Origin of the sequence: Bradyrhizobium diazoefficiens USDA 110, from assembly GCF_000011365.1 — a bacterium.
GTDB classification, from domain to species: domain Bacteria; phylum Pseudomonadota; class Alphaproteobacteria; order Rhizobiales; family Xanthobacteraceae; genus Bradyrhizobium; species Bradyrhizobium diazoefficiens.
Genome location: NC_004463.1, coordinates 3,086,990 through 3,105,398 on the forward strand (window position 1 = coordinate 3,086,990; position 18,409 = coordinate 3,105,398).

At 64.8% G+C, this 18,409-nt stretch carries 16 protein-coding genes; 11 read left to right on the forward strand and 5 right to left on the reverse strand.

Annotated features, from left to right (window positions below):
* Positions 1 to 3: 3 nt before the first annotated feature.
* The 4 genes from BJA_RS13925 to BJA_RS13940 all read left to right on the forward strand — a co-directional run bounded on the left by BJA_RS13925 (position 4) and on the right by BJA_RS13940 (position 6,094).
* Positions 4 to 2,709, forward strand: a complete 2,706-nt coding sequence (locus tag BJA_RS13925) for a nitrate reductase (protein ID WP_011085593.1) — start codon at positions 4 to 6, stop codon at positions 2,707 to 2,709.
* Between the two features lie 276 nt (positions 2,710 to 2,985).
* Entirely contained in the window at positions 2,986 to 3,825 is an 840-nt protein-coding gene (locus BJA_RS13930) for an aldo/keto reductase (RefSeq protein ID WP_038965817.1), read from the forward strand.
* A gap of 187 nt (positions 3,826 to 4,012) precedes the next feature.
* Positions 4,013 to 4,954 (forward strand): DMT family transporter, encoded by a 942-nt coding sequence (locus BJA_RS13935; protein ID WP_028174794.1) that lies wholly within the window; start codon positions 4,013 to 4,015, stop codon positions 4,952 to 4,954.
* Positions 4,955 to 5,014: 60 nt separating this feature from the next.
* On the forward strand, positions 5,015 to 6,094 hold the full coding sequence (locus BJA_RS13940) for a zinc-binding dehydrogenase (protein WP_011085596.1): 1,080 nt from the start codon (positions 5,015 to 5,017) through the stop codon (positions 6,092 to 6,094).
* A 111-nt stretch (positions 6,095 to 6,205) separates the two neighbouring features.
* On the opposite strand, the gene ppk2 is transcribed toward BJA_RS13940, so the two are convergent.
* Entirely contained in the window at positions 6,206 to 7,126 is a 921-nt protein-coding gene (gene ppk2, locus BJA_RS13945; RefSeq protein WP_038965809.1) for a polyphosphate kinase 2, read from the reverse strand.
* A 96-nt stretch (positions 7,127 to 7,222) separates the two neighbouring features.
* The gene (locus BJA_RS13950) at positions 7,223 to 7,684 is read right to left on the reverse strand and encodes an Lrp/AsnC family transcriptional regulator (RefSeq protein WP_027546512.1); all 462 of its coding nucleotides are present in this window, start codon (positions 7,682 to 7,684) and stop codon (positions 7,223 to 7,225) included.
* Positions 7,685 to 7,817: 133 nt separating this feature from the next.
* Here BJA_RS13950 and BJA_RS13955 point away from each other — a divergent pair, with 133 nt between their 5' ends.
* Both BJA_RS13955 and BJA_RS13960 read left to right on the forward strand, forming a co-directional pair.
* A complete protein-coding gene (locus BJA_RS13955) occupies positions 7,818 to 10,181 on the forward strand; it encodes a transketolase (RefSeq protein ID WP_011085599.1) in 2,364 nt (787 codons plus the stop codon).
* 269 nt (positions 10,182 to 10,450) lie between these two features.
* A complete protein-coding gene (locus BJA_RS13960) occupies positions 10,451 to 11,881 on the forward strand; it encodes an aldehyde dehydrogenase family protein (RefSeq protein ID WP_028174796.1) in 1,431 nt (476 codons plus the stop codon).
* 218 nt (positions 11,882 to 12,099) lie between these two features.
* Here BJA_RS13960 and BJA_RS13965 read toward each other — a convergent pair whose 3' ends face one another.
* Positions 12,100 to 13,068 carry an SMP-30/gluconolactonase/LRE family protein gene (locus BJA_RS13965; RefSeq protein ID WP_011085601.1) on the reverse strand — a complete coding sequence of 323 codons (969 nt, stop codon included), beginning with the start codon at positions 13,066 to 13,068 and terminating at the stop codon, positions 12,100 to 12,102.
* Between the two features lie 91 nt (positions 13,069 to 13,159).
* Here BJA_RS13965 and BJA_RS13970 point away from each other — a divergent pair, with 91 nt between their 5' ends.
* The 3 genes from BJA_RS13970 to BJA_RS13980 all read left to right on the forward strand — a co-directional run bounded on the left by BJA_RS13970 (position 13,160) and on the right by BJA_RS13980 (position 15,501).
* Positions 13,160 to 13,984: an NAD-dependent epimerase/dehydratase family protein gene (locus tag BJA_RS13970; protein ID WP_011085602.1), complete on the forward strand. Its 825-nt coding sequence runs from the start codon at positions 13,160 to 13,162 to the stop codon at positions 13,982 to 13,984.
* Positions 13,985 to 14,312: 328 nt separating this feature from the next.
* On the forward strand, positions 14,313 to 14,609 hold the full coding sequence (locus BJA_RS13975; RefSeq protein ID WP_028174799.1) for a hypothetical protein: 297 nt from the start codon (positions 14,313 to 14,315) through the stop codon (positions 14,607 to 14,609).
* Positions 14,610 to 14,721: 112 nt separating this feature from the next.
* Positions 14,722 to 15,501, forward strand: coding sequence for a hypothetical protein (locus BJA_RS13980; RefSeq protein WP_011085604.1), 780 nt, complete (start codon positions 14,722 to 14,724; stop codon positions 15,499 to 15,501).
* 52 nt (positions 15,502 to 15,553) lie between these two features.
* Here the strand turns inward: BJA_RS13980 and BJA_RS13985 are convergent, their stop codons facing one another.
* Positions 15,554 to 16,459 (reverse strand): transglutaminase family protein, encoded by a 906-nt coding sequence (locus tag BJA_RS13985; RefSeq protein ID WP_011085605.1) that lies wholly within the window; start codon positions 16,457 to 16,459, stop codon positions 15,554 to 15,556.
* A gap of 193 nt (positions 16,460 to 16,652) precedes the next feature.
* Here BJA_RS13985 and BJA_RS13990 point away from each other — a divergent pair, with 193 nt between their 5' ends.
* Both BJA_RS13990 and BJA_RS13995 read left to right on the forward strand, forming a co-directional pair.
* Entirely contained in the window at positions 16,653 to 16,916 is a 264-nt protein-coding gene (locus BJA_RS13990; protein WP_038965812.1) for a GlsB/YeaQ/YmgE family stress response membrane protein, read from the forward strand.
* Positions 16,917 to 16,939: 23 nt separating this feature from the next.
* A complete protein-coding gene (locus BJA_RS13995) occupies positions 16,940 to 17,353 on the forward strand; it encodes a hypothetical protein (RefSeq protein ID WP_011085607.1) in 414 nt (137 codons plus the stop codon).
* 44 nt (positions 17,354 to 17,397) lie between these two features.
* On the opposite strand, the gene BJA_RS14000 is transcribed toward BJA_RS13995, so the two are convergent.
* Complete coding sequence (locus BJA_RS14000; protein ID WP_011085608.1) at positions 17,398 to 18,327, reverse strand: hypothetical protein; 930 nt, start codon at positions 18,325 to 18,327, stop codon at positions 17,398 to 17,400.
* Positions 18,328 to 18,409: the final 82 nt, after the last annotated feature.

Genomic DNA, 18,409 nt, shown 5'->3' on the forward strand with positions numbered 1-18,409 from the left:
GATATGACGGCGATCGACCCGAAGCTCCGGACCACCAAGACCACCTGCCCCTATTGCGGCGTCGGCTGCGGCGTGCTCGCAACGCCGGACGGCAAGGGCGGCGCGGCGATCGCCGGCGACCCCGATCATCCCGCCAATTTCGGCCGGCTGTGCTCCAAGGGCTCGGCGCTCGGTGAGACCGTCGGACTGGAGGGCCGGCTTCTTTACCCGATGATCCGCTGCAAGGGCGTGCTGGAGCGCGTTGCCTGGAGCGATGCGCTCGACCACGTCGCCCACCGCATGCAGCACATCGCGGCGCGCGACGGTGCCGACGCGGTCGCCTTCTATCTCTCCGGCCAGCTCCTGACCGAGGATTACTATGTCGCCAACAAGCTGATGAAGGGCTTTGTCGGCACCGCCAATGTCGACACCAATTCGCGGCTCTGCATGTCGTCCTCGGTCGCCGGCCACCGCCGTGCCTTCGGCGCCGACACCGTGCCCGGCTGCTACGAGGATCTCGACCAGGCCGACCTACTGGTCTTCGTCGGCTCGAACGCGGCGTGGTGTCACCCCGTGCTGTTCCAGCGCATGCTGAAGAACAGGCAGGAGCGCGGCGCCCGCATGATCGTGATCGACCCGCGCCGCACCGACACCGCGAGCGACGTCGATCTGTTCCTGGGGCTGAAGCCCGGCACCGACACCGCCTTGTTCTCGGGCCTGTTCGTCCATTTCGCCGACAGCGGCGCGCTGGACCAGGCCTACATCGCGAGCAACACGTCGGGCTTCGACGACGCGTTGGTGCGCGCGCGCAACATCGCCGGCAGCGTCACTGCGACCGCGCTGGCCACAGGCCTCTCCGAGCAGGACGTCGCGACCTTCTTCAAGATGTTCCGTGACACGCCGCGCGTCGTCACGCTCTATTCGCAAGGGGTCAACCAGTCGGCGCAGGGCACCGACAAGGTCAACGCGATCCTCAACTGCCATCTCGCCACGGGCCGCATCGGCAAGCCGGGCGCCTCGCCGTTCTCGCTCACCGGCCAGCCCAACGCGATGGGCGGCCGCGAGGTCGGCGGCCTCGCCAATCAGCTCGCCGCGCACATGAATTTCACGCCGCCGGACATCGACCGTGTCAGGCGGTTCTGGAAGGCTCCGCGCATCGCTACCCATGAGGGGCTGAAGGCGGTGCAGCTGTTCGAGGCGATCAACCGCGGCGAGGTCAAGGCGCTATGGGTGATGGGGACCAACCCGGCGGTGTCGCTGCCCGACGCGGACTTCGTGCGCGAGGCGCTGAAGAAGCTCGAGCTGTTCGTGGTCTCCGAGAACGTGCTCTCCAACGACACGGTCGAAGCCGGCCCGCACGTGCTGCTGCCCGCGCTCGCCTGGGGCGAGAAGTCGGGTACGGTGACCAACTCCGAACGACGCATCTCGCGCCAGCGCTCGTTCCTGCCGGCGCCGGGCGAGGCGCGGCCGGACTGGTGGATTCTCAGCGAGACCGCCAAACGTCTCGGCTTCGGCGACAGTTTTGACTACAAATCCGCCGCCGATATTTTCCGCGAGCACGCGGCGCTTTCGGCGTTCGAGAACGATGGCAGCCGCGATTTCGACATCGGCGCGTTGACCTCGCTCTCGAACGAGGCCTTCGACGCCTTGAAGCCCGTGCAGTGGCCGGTGCGCGAAGGCGGGGCGCCCGGCGAGCGCTTCTTTGCGAGCGGTGGTTTCTTCACCAATGACGGCAAAGGCCGCTTCGTCGCGCCGGAGGTGCCGGCGTTGCGTAGCGAGACCGGCGCGTCGCGCCCCTTACGGCTCAACACCGGGCGCATCCGCGACCAGTGGCACACCATGACGCGCACGGGCCTCAGCCAGCGGCTGGGCGCGCATCTGCCCGAGCCGTTCGTCGAGGTCCATCCCGACGACGCCGGCAAATTCGGCATCGCCCATGACGGCTATGCCCGCATCACGACCGATTACGGGCAGTGCATCCTGAAGGTGGTCGTCAGCGATCGGCAGCAGCGCGGCACGCTGTTCGTGCCGATCCACTGGAGCGCGATGAATGCCTCGCACGGCCGCGTCGGTGCGCTGGTGCAGTCCTTCACCGACCCGTTCTCGGGCCAGCCGGAATCCAAGGCGACGCCGGCCGCGATCGCGCCCTATGAATACGTCTTCCGCGGCTTCGCGCTGTCGCGCAAACAGCTCGACCTGCCGCCCAATCTGTTGTGGACGCGGGTCACGGTCAACGGCGGCTTCGGCTATCTCTTCGCCGACAACGCCGACCTGTCGCGCTGGCCCGCTTGGCTCGAGGGTGTCGCGGGCGAGGATGTCGCCGAGTACCGCGATTTCGGCGGCGGCGTCTATCGTGCGGCCTCGTTCGCGGGCGATCGCATCGAGACCTGCCTGTTCGTCGGACCCGCCCATGATGCCGGCGACTGGGAGGTGGTGAAGAGCCTGTTCGTGGCCGATCAGGTCACCGACGACCAGCGCGGCATGCTGTTGTCCGGCAAGTCCGGCGAAGGCGCCGCCGCGACCGGCCCGATCGTCTGCGCCTGCTTCGGCGTCGGCCGCGGTACCATCTGCGATACCATCGCGAGCGGCGCGCGCACGACGGCCGAGATCGGCGCCACGCTCAAGGCCGGCACCAATTGCGGCTCCTGCATCCCCGAGCTGAAGCGCCTGATCGCGACGACGGAGGTCGCGCCAGTGAAGCAGGTGAAGATCGCCGGTGCGGCGGGTTAGCGGTCGGCTCTTTCCATCGTCATAGCGAGCGCAGCGAAACAATCCAGCGTCTCTCCGTGGAGACAGTCTGGATTGCTTCGCTGCGCTCGCAATGACGATGTTGATGCATTGCGCAAACTAGCTCCCCATCGTCGTCCTGGCGAAAGCCAGGACCCATTATCCCGGTCAGCGTGGCGAAGGCACGCTGTGGCCACCATCTACTGCAACAACACCTCCCTGTGGTAATGGGTCCTGGCTTTCGCCAGGACGACATGAATGACGAAGATCGGACCGCACATGAACACAAACCCCTTCGGCAAGACCGGTGCCAACGTCTCCGTCATCGGGCAGGGCACCTGGTATCTCGATCATGGCGATCGCAAGCGCGCGATCGCGGCGCTTCAGCGCGGGCTCGATCTCGGTATGACCCATATCGATACCGCCGAGATGTATGGCGATGCCGAGCTGGTCATTGCGGACGCGATCGCGGGTCGTCGCGACGAAGTGTTCCTCGTGTCCAAAGTGCTGCCGAGCAACGCCTCGCGCCGCGGCACCATCACGGCCTGCGAGCGTTCGCTAAAGCGGCTCAAGACCGATCGCCTCGACTGCTATCTTCTGCATTGGCGCGGCTCCTATCCGCTCGAAGACACCGGCGCTGCGTTCGAGGAACTTGTGAAGGCTGGCAAGATCAAATCCTGGGGCGTCTCCAATTTCGATGCCGACGATCTCGAAGAGATGCTCGACGTCGCGGGCGAGGGCCGCATCGCCTGCAATCAGGTGCTCTATCATCTCAAGGAACGCGCGATCGAGCATGCCGTGATTCCGTGGTGCGAGCGGCACGGCGTCGCGGTCGTCGCCTATTCGCCGTTCGGCCATGACGATTTTCCGGCAAGCAACAGCAAGGGCGGCGCCGTGCTGGCGCGCATCGCGGAGGCGCGGCGCGTGACACCGCGTCAGATCGCGCTGAGCTTCCTCACCCGTGCGATTACGGTGTTCGCGATCCCGAAGGCGTCGTCGGCGGAACATGCCGGCGAAAATGCCGCTGCCGGCGATCTCGTGCTGACGAAAGAGGAGATTGCTGCACTGGATGCGGCGTTTCCGCGCGGTCCGAAGCCCCGAGGTCTGCCCATGCTGTAGTGCAGCAAGCGCGCATTCTTAATGGAGTATTGACGCGCGCAGCCCTCAGCGCATATCGGCATCCTGTTTTCGGAAGTTGTGAACGCGGCGCATTTGTCGTTTTTTACGAGCGCTCGATTCGCATTTTTCCCGAGTTCCAGCCGTGACCCCGCCGCCAGCCGCAGCCGCAAGGCTCGACAGTATTTCCGTGTCCATGCCCGAGAAGAAGCATGTCGGCCGCCGCGCACCTGCGCGCGTCGATCATCCCTTCAAGGGCATCGCGCTGATCCTGTTGTCGACGGTGTTTCTCGGGTGCTCCGACATCACCGCGAAATATCTTTCGACCAGCCTGCCGTCGATCCAGATCACCTGGATCCGCTTCCTCACCTTCGCGCTGATGTTCACGCCGGTGATGCTGCCGGCTTCGCCGCTCTACGCGATGCGCACCCAGCGCCTCGGCCTGCACGTGATGCGCGGTGCGGCGCTGCTCGGCTCCTCGCTGTTCTTCATCACCGGCCTGCGCTTCCTGCCGATCGCGGAAGCTTCCGCTACCGGCTTCGTCGCGCCGCTGTTCGTCACCGCGCTCTCGATCGTCTTCCTCGGCGAGAAGGTCGGCATGCGCCGCTGGTTTGCGACCGCGCTCGGTCTCATCGGCGTGCTCATCATCCTGCGCCCGGGCACCAGCGCGTTTCATCTGGCGGCGTTCTTCCCCGTGGTCTCGGCGGCCTGCTGGGCCGGCACGCTGATCCTGACGCGCATGATGAGCGGCCGCGAAGCGGTCATCACCACCATGGCCTATTCCTCGTTGACCGGTCTTGCGATCCTGACCGCGATGGTGCCGTTCGTCTGGGTCACGCCGTCCTGGACCGCGATCGCGCTCGGCATCTTCATCGGCGTCGCCTCCACCGCGGGCCAGTGGATCGTCGTGCTCGCCTATCGCTACGGCGACGCCTCGGTGCTCGCGCCGTTCTCCTATACGCAGCTGCTCTGGGTCAGCATTCTCGGCTTCTTCATCTTCGGCGAGGTGCCTGATGTCTGGACCGTCGTCGGCGCGGCCTTCATCGTCGCCAGCGGTCTCTACATCGCCCATCGCGAGCGCGTCCGCCGGGCCCAGCTCCTGGTGCTGGAAGAGCGTTCGCCGAACGCCTGACGCAAGTGCGCGCATCGCGCGTCGTGCTATCAATGCCTCCAACAACACGGGAGGAGCCGGATGCGCGCTGCGATCTTCAGGAACGGTGAGATTGTCGTTGGTCAGATGGTCGAGCCGAAGCCGGGCCCTGGCCAGGTGCTGGTCAAGACGCTCGCCTGCGGCATCTGTGGCTCCGACCTGCATGCGCGCCAGCACGCCCACCGCATGGTGGAGATGGCGCGGAAGGTTGGCCGCAAGCCGATGGACCTTACCCGCGACGTCGTGTTCGGTCATGAATTCTGCTGCGAGATCGTCGACTACGGCCCTAGCACCGCGCGCAAGCTCAAGCCCGGCACCCATGTCTGCTCGCTGCCGGCGCTGGTGACGCCGCAAGGCATCGAGGGCATCGGCTATTCCAACGATAATATCGGCGGTTATGCGGAAGCGATGCTGCTCAGTGAAGCGCTGCTGCTCGAGGTGCCCAACGGTCTGGCTCCCGAACATGCCGCGCTGACCGAGCCGCTCGCCGTCGGCGTCCACGCCGTCGCCAAAGCCAACATCAGCGGCGGCGAGGTGCCGCTGGTGGTCGGCTGCGGACCGGTCGGGCTCGCGGTGATTGCCGCGCTGAAGATCAGGGGGCTGCATCCGATCGTCGCCGCCGACTATTCGCCGGCGCGGCGCGCGCTTGCAGCTCAGCTCGGCGCCGACATCGTGGTCGATCCCAAGGTGTCGCAGCCCTACACGGCCTGGGCCGAGCACGCGCAGATGGCAGACGCCGAGAAGGCGGCGCGACCGCCGTTCCAGGCGATGCTGCCGGCGCTCAAGCCCGCGATCATCTTCGAATGCGTCGGCGTGCCCGGTCTGTTGCAGCAGGTGTTCGAGGGCGCCCCGCGCGATGCCAGGATCGTCGTGGTCGGCGTCTGCATGGAGAGCGACAGAAACGAGCCCATGCTCGGCATCATGAAGGAGCTCAACGTCCAGTACGTGCTCGGCTACACGCCGGAGGAGTTCGCAAGCTCGCTGCGCCTGATCGCGGAAGGGCAGGTGGACGCCGCAGCCATGGTGACGGCCGAGGTCGGCCTCGACGGCGTCGCAAAAGCCTTCGCCGACCTCGCCAATCCCGAGGCGCACACCAAGATCATCGTGCAGCCGTGGCGGTGACAGTGCCGTAGGGTGGGCAAAGCGAAGCGTGCCCACCATTCTCACCGCCAACGCGGGCACATGGTGGGCACGGCGCTACGCGCCTTTGCCCACCCTACGAAACTGCGGCCCTCAGTATTTCGCAGGCACGTACATCTCCGGCGGGATCGGCCCGCGGTGGTAGTCGGGGTTACGGACGCGCGGCGGCAGCACCACCGGTGCGCGGCCGACCTCCCGGTAGGGGATCTGGCTCAGAAGGTGCGCGATGCAGTTGAGCCGCGCCCGCTTCTTGTCCACGGCATCGACGATCCACCATGGCGAGTCGGGCAGGTGGGTGTGCTCCAGCATCGTCTCCTTGGCCTTGGTGTACTGCTCCCAGCGGCTGCGCGCCTCGACGTCCATCGGGCTCAGCTTCCACTGCTTGAGCGGATCCCTGATGCGCATGCTGAAGCGGAACTGCTGCTCGTCGTCGGTGATCGAGAACCAGTACTTGACCAGGATGATGCCGGAGCGGATCAGCATCCGCTCGAACTCCGGCACCGTCTTGAAGAACTCCTGGTACTGATCTTCGGAGCAGAAGCCCATCACGCGCTCGACGCCGGCGCGGTTGTACCAGCTGCGGTCGAACAGCACCATCTCGCCGCCGGCGGGAAGATGCGCCACGTAGCGCTGGAAGTACCATTGCGAGCGCTCGCGCTCGCTCGGCGCGGGAAGCGCGGCGACGCGACAGATGCGGGGATTGAGCCGCTGGGTGATGCGCTTGATGACGCCGCCCTTGCCGGCGGAGTCGCGGCCCTCGAACAGCACCACGACCTTCTTCTTTTCGCTCTGCACCCAGTCCTGGAGCTTGACCAGCTCGCCCTGCAGCCGCAGCAGCTCACGGAAATAGAGCCTGCGATCCACCGTCGGGCGGAGCGTGCCGGTCTCGTCCAGCAGCTCGTCGAGCCTGCTGTCATCGAGCTCCATCTCCAGCTCTTCGTCGAGATCGTCGGTCATTTCCCGGATGATGCGCTCGCGTTTGGCCATTTCAGGGGTGCGGTCCGATGCGGTCATGGGTCCTTCTTTCGGCAGGGTGCCTGTCGCCCGTGACCATCGGCGGGGTTTATTGCGCCCTTGTGACACCGGTTCCGAAATAACCCGGTGGGGCCATCAGACCGGCAACGCGATCGAATATTTCACCTGACTGAGCGCAAAGCTCGACTCGATCGAGGCGATGCCGTCGAGCCGGGTCAGCTTGGTCTTCAGGAAGGTTTCGTAGGAGGCGAGGTCGGCTGCGACCACGCGCAACAGATAGTCGCGGTTGCCGGTCATCAGATAGCACTCCAGCACCTCGTCCCATTTCGAGATCGCGCGCGCGAAGCGGTTGAGGTCCTCCTCCTTCTGCCGCGCCAGCTTGATCGAGATGAAGACGCTGACATGCAGGCCGAGCGCCTTCTGGTCGACGGTCGCGATATAGCGCGAGATGACGCCGCGCTCCTCCAGGAGCTTGACACGGCGATGGCAGGGCGACACCGAGAGCCCGACCTTGTCGGCGAGCTCCTGCATGGTCAGCCGGCTGTCGTTCTGGAGGTAGCTGAGGATCTTGCGGTCGATGGCGTCGAGCTCGGGCATTGGGATGAAACCTGGGTCAGGGGGCATTCGATTGGTAAAATATCCCAATATCGGCAGGTATGGCGCGAAAAATTGAGAAGTTTGGCGGGGCCGGCAGGCGTATCATCGGGGCGTCATTTTCCGGAGCATCGCCATGCCCGTCGATTCCGCGCGCCTCGAAACCCTGACCGCCCTCAGCCGCAAGGCGCTGTGGCTGTCGTCATGGACCATCCACCACGCCAACCATATCCGTGCGAACGCGGACGGGTTGAAGGTCGGCGGCCACCAGGCCTCGTCGGCCTCGCTCGCCACCATCATGTCGGCGCTGTATTTCCATGTGCTGCGCCCTGAGGACCGCGTCGCAGTGAAGCCGCATGCGAGTCCGGTGTTCCACGCCATCCAGTATCTGTTCGGCCGGCAGAGCCGCGAGAAGCTGGAGAATTTTCGCGGCTTCAAGGGCGCGCAGTCCTATCCCTCGCGCACCAAGGACGTCGACGACGTCGACTTCTCGACCGGTTCGGTCGGCCTCGGCGTCGCGCAGACGCTGTTCGCCTCGCTGGTGCAGGACTACGTCAAGGCGCATGGCTGGATGAAGGACCGCCGCGAAGGGCGGATGATCGCGCTGGTCGGCGATGCCGAGATGGACGAGGGCAATATTTTCGAAGCCTTGGCAGAAGGCTGGAAGCACGGCCTGCGCAACACCTGGTGGGTGGTCGACTATAACCGCCAGTCGCTCGACGCCGTCGTGCGCGAAGGGCTCTGGGAAAAGTTCGAGACCATGTTCCGCAATTTCGGCTGGGACGTGGTCATCGTGAAATACGGCCGCCTGATGCGCGAGGCCTTCGCCGAGCCCGGCGGCGAGGCGCTGAAGAGGTGGATCGACAATTGCCCGAACGCGCTTTATGCGGCGCTGTGCTTCCAGGGCGGCGCGGCCTTCCGCAAGCATCTGCACGACGAGATCGGCGACCAGGGGCCGATCACCAAACTGATCGACAAGCGCAGCGATGAGGAGCTGCTGGCGCTGATGTCGAACCTCGGCGGCCACGACATGGCGAGCATGCTGGAAGCGTTCGAGTCCATCGACCACGACCGTCCGGTCTGCTTCATTGCCTACACCATCAAGGGCGTGGGCCTGCCGTTCCAGGGCCACAAGGACAACCACGCCGGCCTGATGACGGTCGCGCAGATGGAGAAATATCGCGAGAGCCAGAACATCCGCCCCGGCTACGAGTGGGACAAGTACGAGGGCCTCGCGCTGGCTCCCGCCGAGCTCGATGCCTTCCTTGCGCGCGTGCCGTTCAACCAGGACGGCCGCCGCCTGACCGCGCCGGTGGTCGAGGTGCCCGCGCAACTCGCCTTCAAGCCGGCGCCGCAGATGTCCACCCAGCAGGGCTTTGGCCTCGTGCTGAACGAGATCGCGCGCGGCGACAGCGAGCTCGCCAGGCGCATCGTCACGACCTCGCCCGACGTGACCGTTTCGACCAATCTCGGCCCGTGGGTGAACCGGCGCGGCCTGTTCGCAAACGCCGAGAAGGCGGACTTATTCCGCAGCGAGAAAATTCCGTCCACCTACAACTGGGACGCCTCGCCAAAGGGCCAGCATCTCGAGCTCGGCATCGCCGAGATGAACCTCTTCATCATGCTCTCGGCGCTCGGCCTGTCGCACCAGATCAACGGCGCGCGGCTCTTGCCGGTCGGCACGCTCTACGATCCCTTCATCGAGCGCGGCCTCGATGCGCTGAACTATGCCTGCTACCAGGATGCGCGCTTCATGGTGGCGGCGACGCCGTCAGGGATCACGCTTGCGCCCGAGGGCGGCGCGCATCAGTCGATCGCGACGCCGCTGATCGGCATGGCGCAGGATGGCCTCGCCTCGTTCGAGCCAGCCTTCGTCGACGAGCTCGCCGTGATCATGGGCTGGGGCTTCAATCACATGCAGCGCGATCCGGGCGAGGGCGGTTCCGTCTATCTGCGGCTCTCGACGCGCAGCATCGAGCAGGCGCAGCGGATCATGACGCCGGAGCTTCAGCAGGGCATCACCGACGGCGCCTATTGGCTGCGTAAGCCGGGCCCCAATGCCGAGCTCGTGATCGCCTATACCGGCGCGATGGCGCCCGAAGCGATCGAGGCGACCGGCTTCATCGGCGAGAGCCGGCGTGACATCGGGCTGCTCGCGATCACATCGGCCGACCGCCTGCATGCGGGGTGGACCGCAGCACGGAAATTGCGGCGTGACAGGCGCGGCGTGCAGCACCTCAGCCACATCGAGAAGCTGCTGGCGCCGCTGCCGCGCGACTGCGGCATCGTGACCGTGATCGACGGCCACCCGTCCGCGCTCGGCTGGCTCGGCAGCGTCCGCGGCCACCGCGTCGAGGCGCTCGGCGTCGAGCAGTTCGGCCAGACCGGCAGCATCGCCGACCTCTACCGCCACTACGGCATCGATGCCAACGCCATCATCGATGCGGCCGAAAGCCTCACCACCGGCGCGCCGGTGCTGCATCGGAAGATGGCGGTGTAGTTGAGGTAACTGCCCTGTCATTCCGGGGCGACGCGTAGCGTCGAGCCCGGAATCCATACTCCCGATCGTGGTCATGGATTCCGGGCCCGCGCCAAGTGGCGCGTCCCGGAATGACGCCTGAGGGAGCCTTGCCTCGTTCCCGCCATCGGCTCATATATCCTCCGTCCGCCGCAACGCTGGCCCCGCATATGGCGGGTTCAATTGCCGGCGCTTTCGTGCAAGGATGCCTGCCGAAACGCCCCCACCATGCCCCCAAGAAGAGGTTAACGATGGTCAATCGCATGCAATTCTACATCGACGGCGCCTGGGTCGATCCCGCCGTCAAGAAGTCCACCGCCGTGGTCAATCCGGCGACGGAAGAGGCGATGTACGAGGTTGCGCTCGGCTCCAAGGCCGATGTCGACAAGGCCGTTGCCGCCGCCAAGCGCGCCTTTGCAACGTTCTCCCAGACCAGCCGCGAGGAGCGCGTCGCGCTGCTCACGAAAATCATCGAGATCTACAAGGGCCGCCTCAAGGAGATCGGCGCTGCCGTCTCCGACGAGATGGGCGCACCGCTGCCGATGGCGGAGAAGCTGCAGGCCGGCGCCGGCCTCGGCCATCTCATGACCACGCTCGACGTGCTCAAGAACTATCATTTCGAGGAGCCGGTCGGCACCGCCATGGTGCTGCGCGAGCCGATCGGCGTGGTCGGCATGATCACGCCCTGGAACTGGCCGCTCAACCAGATCGCCTGCAAGGTCGCGCCCGCACTCGCCGCCGGCTGCACCATGATCCTGAAGCCGTCGGAGTTTACGCCGACCTCGGCGCTGATCTTCGCGGAAATCCTCCATGAAGCCGGCGTGCCGAAGGGCGTGTTCAACCTCGTCAACGGCCTCGGCCCCGAGGTCGGCGCCGCCATGAGCGAGCATCCCGATATCGACATGATCTCGTTCACCGGCTCGACCCGCGCCGGCATCGACGTGGCCAAGCGCGCCGCGCCGACCGTGAAGCGCGTCAGCCAGGAGCTCGGTGGCAAGTCGCCGAACGTCATCCTCGAAGGCGCCGACCTCACGAAGGCGGTGACCGGCGGCGTGATGCACATGTTCAACAACTCCGGCCAGTCCTGCAACGCGCCCTCGCGCATGATCGTGCCGCTGTCGAAGATGAAGGAAGTCGCCGCGATCGCGAAGGCCGTCGCCGACAAGACCAAGGCGGGCGATCCGCGCGCCGAAGGCACCACCATCGGCCCCGTGGTCAACCGCGGCCAGTGGGACAAGATCCAGGGCCTGATCAAGAAGGGCATCGACGAGGGCGCAACGCTCGTCGCCGGCGGCCCGGGCCTGCCCGAAGGCGTCAACAAGGGCTTCTACGTCCGTCCGACCATCTTCGCCGACGTCACTCCCGACATGACGATCGCCCGCGAAGAGATCTTCGGACCGGTGCTGACCATCATCGGCGCCAAGAACGAAGCCGACGCCGTGCAGATCGCCAACGACACGCCCTATGGCCTTGCCGGCTATGTCTCGGCCGACACGGTCGAGAGCGCCAAGCGTGTCGCCCGCCAGATCCGCGCCGGCAACGTCAACCTCCAGGGCGTGCCCAACGACCGCACCGCACCGTTCGGCGGCTACAAGCAGTCCGGCAACGGCCGCGAGTGGGGCAAGTACGGCCTCGAGGACTTCCTCGAAGTGAAGGCCGTCGCCGGCTTCAACGCGGCGTAAGGCTTAGCGCCTGAACCAACATGACGCCGGAGCGGGAAATCGCTCCGGCGTTTTTCGTTTGGTCTCTCTCCCGTCATTCCGGGGCGTCGCGAAGCGACGAGCCCGGAATCCATTTTGCCTCGGACGCTGCCGCACGATGGATTCTCAGATGCGCAATTGCGCATCATAGCTCGCGCCGAAGACGGCGCGCCCCGGAATGACGGAGGAGAGAGCTGCGCCTATCCCCCCAGCGCGCCTTGCGTGTTCACATACAGCGCGTAGATCGACTGGCTCGCCGCCATGAACAGGCGGTTGCGCTTGACGCCGCCGAAGCAGAGATTGGCGCAGCGTTCGGGCAGGGCGATGCGGCCGATCATGACGCCGTCGGGCGCGAACACCACGACGCCGTCGAGCTCGGGATCGCCCATGCCCCAGCCGCACCAGAGATTGCCGTCGATGTCGCAGCGCATGCCATCAGGCGTGCCGGGACCTGCGTCGATGTGCACGCGCTTGTTGGAGATCGTGGTGCCGTCGGCTGAGACGTCATAGGCGAGGATCTTGCGGTTCGGCACGCCGCGCGATTCCACGACATACAGAATCTTCTCGTCCGGCGAGAAGCACAGCCCGTTCGGCCCGAGCACGCCCTCGGCGACGATGTTCGCCTTGCCGGTTGCGGGATCGAGCCGGTAGACGTTCGGCTCGATCTCGGGCTCGGCCTTGTAGCCTTCGTAATTGCCGAGTAGGCCGAAGGTCGGATCGGTGAACCAGACGGAGCCGTCGGATTTCACCACGACGTCGTTCGGCGAGTTCAGCCGCTTGCCGCCGAAGGAATCCATCAGCACCGTGATGCTGCCGTCATACTCGGTGCGGGTTACGCGGCGCCCGCCATGCTCGCAGGTGACGAGCCGGCCCTGGCGGTCGCGCGTGTTGCCGTTGGCGAAATTGGAGGGCTTGCGGAACACCGAGACGGCGCCGGTCTCCTCCTCCCATTTGATGATGCGCTGGTTCGGGATGTCGCTGCACAGGAGATAGCGGCCGTCGCCGAACCACACCGGACCCTCGGCCCAGCGCAGGCCGGTCGTCAGCCGTTCCACCGCCGACAGTTTCAGCCAGTATTTTTCGAAGCGGGGATCGAGTGCCTTTATCGCCGGATCGGGGTAATAGGTCGCCGGCCGCCAGCCTTGAGTGTGGGACGATGCATCGTTCATGTGCAGGTCTCGTTGTTGCGTTCCCTCTGTCCAAGTCTGCTAGCATCAGTTATCTACGGCCGCAAATCGGTCACCACAGGCGAGGGAAGACATGCCGCGTATTCTGATGACGGGAGCTTCGGGTGGAATCGGCACGAGCCTGCGAAAGCTGCTGCCGCCGATCTATCCGGATCTCCTGCTCTCCGACATCAAGCCGCCCGCCGATCTCGGCGCGAACGAAAAATTCAAGGCGGCGGATCTCGCCGATCTCGCGCAGTGCGAGGCGATCTGCGAGGGCGTCGACGGCATCATCCATTTCGGCGGCTATTCGGTCGAGGGCCCGTGGGACGACATCCTCCAGGCCAACATCATCGGCGGCTACAATCTGTTCGAGGCGGCGTACCGCAAGGGCGTCAAGCGCGTGGTGTTCGCCTCGTCCAACCACGCCGTCGGCTTCTATCCCCGCCACCACAAGATCGGGACCGATGTCACCCCGCGCCCCGATGGCCGTTACGGCGTCAGCAAGGTGTTCGGCGAGGCCGTCGGTGCGCTCTACGCCGACAAGCACGGCCTGAAGGTGACGTGCCTGCGCATCGGCAATTTCGGCGACCTGCCGCTCGACCAGCGCCGGCTCTCGATCTGGCTGAAGCCCGACGACCTCGTGCAGCTTTGCCGCATCGGGCTCGAACATCCCGACATCCATTTCGAGGTCTTCTACGGCGCCTCCCTCAACGAGCGCGCCTGGTGGGACAACCACCGCGCCTACGAATTCGGCTATCGCCCCACGGGACGCGCCGAGGATTTCCGCGAGCACGCGATGGCCGAGCAGGCCAAGCTGAAGCCGGATCCGGTCGGCGACCACTACCAGGGTGGCGCATTCTGCAGCAACGAGTTCGACGGCGATGCGAGCCGCATCATCGACTGGACCAAGCGCTAGCGTCGTTGCCTGGAGGAATGCAGGTGCGCTCTCCCGGCCCCGCTTGCCGAGCCGGGAGAAATTCACTCGTGCGGTGAGCGTTGGGATTCCCGGTGGGGCGGGCCAGACTGGTGGAGGGGCCCCATCCCGAGTTGACGCGCATACGATCGTGATGGCGGCAGATATCCGAACGGCTCCTTGCGACTAACGTCTGTGTGCACACCGTAGAGTTCCGGATTTCCGTTTTTGGAAATAGGCGTTCTATTGTCGGAACACGTCAACGTTTCTTCTATGCATTGCGTTGCGCGGAAGTGACCGCCCTTTTCATTCTAGCGATTGTGGAAGCAAGATGCGCAAGATGGTTCTGTCAGGGGCCGCGGTGTTGACTGTCGTTCTCGTCGCGGCAGCATCCTGGCCAACGCCACGTCCGGATGTGGATCGATTCGGGGACAGTGTCTACGAAACCATCTGGTTCTGGCGCATCCCGGCCTACGCCTACAATCCGGCCTGGCGCGTGCGTTGGATGTGGAGCGATCCGCTCCGCGCGCAGGCAAGATGCTGCCGGATCACGCCGCAGCCAGTGTCTGGACCGGACTTGCGGGTTCCTCCGGCCGGTCAGACGATCGCGCGCTTGGCGGGCAAGTAGAGCGGCTCGCTGATCAAGAGCTTCATGGGACCGCGCGCAGAAATTCGCGCTTTCCACCTTGCGTGTGAATCGCAAGGGCGCCGAGCGTCTGATACGATCTTGAGGCGTCCGGGTGCGTCGCACGCTGCTGCCAGGCAGGCGCGTGGTTCCAGATATCTTGCATTTCTCTTCAAATGAGTTCCTTGCTTTAAGCTTAACCAGAAACCTGATCTTCGATTTACAGAAGCAATTCACAGTTTACCTTGTTCTTGAATCGGCAATTCAAGGACGCCAAACAATGCGCCGCTTAGCGCCCAACCTATGTCTTGTTATTGTTCTGGCGGCATCCAGTTTCAGCGCGCATGCCGACGAGAACAAATCTGGCGGCAGCTCCGCGTCGCTTGTTCCCCGCGCCAGGATCGAATGTTCGCTCAAGCGCAAGCCCGGCGAACCTCTCGATCCCCCGTCAACGGCGGCCATTCCCCACGCGGAATCCTTCGTTGCGAGCGAGCATTTCAAGGAGGACATCACGCCGACCGCGCCTGTCAAGATTGCGTGGCTCGGCGCGACCTTTGCGCGCCGGTTCGCCGTCAAGGTCGAAGCCGCGGACGATACGCCTCTGCAGACGCATGTTTTGAACAATCCCTCGAATTCCGGGCAGATCCTCGGCGAGCTGGGCGCTCGCGCCGAGAGCAAACTTGCCGACATCTGGTGTCTCTTGAGGCTGCAGGCCAACGGCGAAAGCGGGGCGCTGCAGACCAGCTCCGCTCCGAACCTCTTCTTTGTCCGTGACGGCGCGGGCGATCTTGGCGTGGTTGATGCCCTATGGGGTGGCGCTGGCTGGGAAATCGGGGCCAGTCCGGTCGGAAACCAACGGGCATGGACGTCAGGCACGCGCGTCTTCTCTCACTGACATCATCCGGCCCTCGCCCGGCCTCGGGACGTTTGACCGCCGCGCCTGTGGCCTATCCCTCCGAAGGATCGAGCATTTCGCTGAGCTTGCGAACGGCGACATTGATCGACATGCCGAGGTAGTCGCCGGAATCGCCGAACCACGAGCCGGCCAGCGGCACGGCCTGCCCCGGATGCCGCGCTATGGCCACGGGGATGAGGTCGAAGCCGGCGCTCAGGCTGTTCGTTGGATCGTAATCGAGCCAGCCGGCGCCGGGCAGGAATACCTGCACCCATGCATGGGTGGCGCCGGAGCCGGTCATCCCCACGGCGCCGCCGTCGAGCGCGGCGTCATAGAGATAGCCGCTGACGAAGCGCGCGGCAAAGCCGAGGCGGCGCAACGTCTCGATCATGAGCCAGGCGAAGTCCCGGCAGGTCCCGGATTTCGTACGCAGCGTCTCGCCGGGGGACTGGGTGCCTTCCGCATCTCTTCCGCGATAGCTGAACTCGCTGCGAAACAGGCCCAGCATCCGGCGCAGCACGTCGGCGGTCCGGTCCTGATCGCCGGCAACGAAGCTCTTGGTCCACGCCGCATGGCTGCCGTCTGGATCGTCGGCATGCGGACGCAGGTATCCTGCAAGATCGGTCCACTCATCCGGCGTGTACTGCACGGGGACTTCCTCGGCCCGCGGCTCCAGCGGAAACGTCTCCAGCCCCTTGACGCCGAAATAGATGCCGCGAACCTTGAAGGTGAAGGTCAGCTCGCTGCCGGGCTCGCTGAAGTCCATCACGGTGACGGCATTCGAGCGGGCGTCGGTGATCCAATGCACCTTTGATGGCAGACTGGTCGAAGCGGACCAGCGAAGCAGCCGGGTGGAGGCGCCGCGCCGCGGCAGGAACATGGCCCGGTGCGTGCCGAACGTCACCGGCTTTGCATAGCGATAGGTCGTCGTGTGCGTGATCTCGCCGATGATCGCCATGCATCATCCCGCTTCGCGTTGCGGAGCTCGTTGAGCGCCGTCTCACCAGGAAGAGCGGCCTGCAGCTTTCTGCTCGGCTGCTTTGGCCCATTGATCTAGATCAACGTCGTTCCCGGCGTCGTCTGGCCCATCAAGCGATCACGCATTCCTTCAGACGTTTGATGTCTCGAATTGACCGAATGGAGCGATGGACATGAGCATCCTTTGGACGATCATCATCGGATTTCTCGTCGGACTGGTCGCGAAGTTCATCATGCCCGGCGATAAGTCCGAGCCCAAAGGGTTCATTTTGACCACGGTCCTGGGAATTGTCGGCGCGTTCGTTGCGACCTGGCTCGGCCAGGCCGTGGGATGGTACCGGTTCGGGGAGGGCGCCGGCTTCATCGGAAGCGTGGTCGGTGCCATCATCCTCCTGTTTCTGTACGGCCTTTTCATGAGTCGTCAGGGGCGCGCCTGATCGATCCACATGATCGGCCGAGCATGAAAATCAAACTGCCAGCCGTCGCGTTGCTCGTACTAATCGTGTCAGGGCCGGCGCAGGCCGCGACGCTCAGCGAGGCCGAAGCAACGTTCCTCGACCAGCTCGTCACCGCATCCGCGGTGCTGGAGCAGCGATGCACCGGCTATGAGGTCGATGGTGCCGGCAGCGTTCAACTCGGCGCCCGACTTCTCGGCAGCCCTGATGCCGCGATGGCGATGATCGACGCCTATGCTGCGGCCATCAAGGCCCATGACGGCGAGAGCTACGATCCCGGAAAATTCCGCCCAGAGGTGGCCGAGTCCGCCGGAAGGACATTCAGGCGGGTCCGGACGGACTTGATCAGGAATCCGAAACGGGCCTGCGCCGGTCATGGCGAGACCAGCGTGGCGCGCGGCCTGTTGAGACGGTACTGAATGGTCATTGCGCGCCCGGCGACGAGCGAAGCGCGTCACCGAAATCAGCCGCTGGCGATGTCGCGGCTCATCTTTTGCAACCGCGCGAAAGCTGCCCACGCTTTTGGATATTCGGCGTGTCTTGAATCGATCGAGAGCAGCGCGCGGCATGCCTCGTTGATGTCCTCCGGTGATGGACGCATCGAAATGTCGGCCGATGACTCCGCCTGCTTCCAGCGGTCCTCGACGTCTTTCGCCAGGGCCAGTGCTTCGGACGGGGTTCGTTTCCGGGTTGATCTCGCCAATGCGTGATCCGGAGGAAATGTGGGCCACGCGGCAGGAGGTCGATCGGCTTGCCACTCACTCTCCTTGGCGACCCCACGGTTCGCGGTCGGGCCTGGTGGCTGTCCATTTGCAGCATCAGGCGGAACGGTCCGGGCGGCCAGCTCGCGGACCTGCTGCTCCATTGTGCCGCCAGATGACGATCCGCCCGCCGACGGTGCAGGCGTCGTCAGGCCGGGTGCAACCGACATGTGCACGTCGGGGGCGACTTTCTGAACGGTTCTGACGACCGACGACACGCCGGGTGACAGAGCCGGTCGCTGCTGCACGACCTTGTCCTCCTCAGTCGGGCAAGGTCTGTATCCCGAATGCTGATGCGTGATCCGACCGTCGTCATCGATGCGGGCAAAATCAATGGCCACGGTATAGACGAAAGCGGTTCCGATGGACTGGCCGGACTTGTCCCTTGCCTCGACACCGCCGCAAACATACCTCGCCGCGCCGGCCTCAATTGAACGCAAAGCGCTGAATTTGGCCGAGTCTGGATCGATCAGCGCTTTTCGGACTGCTGCGCGCGCTTTCATATGTTCCGAGGAGAACGTGCTAATCAAGACGTCCGGGTTGATGAAAGCGGGTTGATAGTACCACACATACTCCCCGGCAAAAAATGCTGCGCCAAAGGCCGTTGCGATCAGGAGACCAGGTACATTCATGCGATTGCTCCGGGCAATGGAACCCGGTATGGTTGTTATTTATTCCAGAAACCATTTGGGATAGAGTCCTCTAACAACCCGT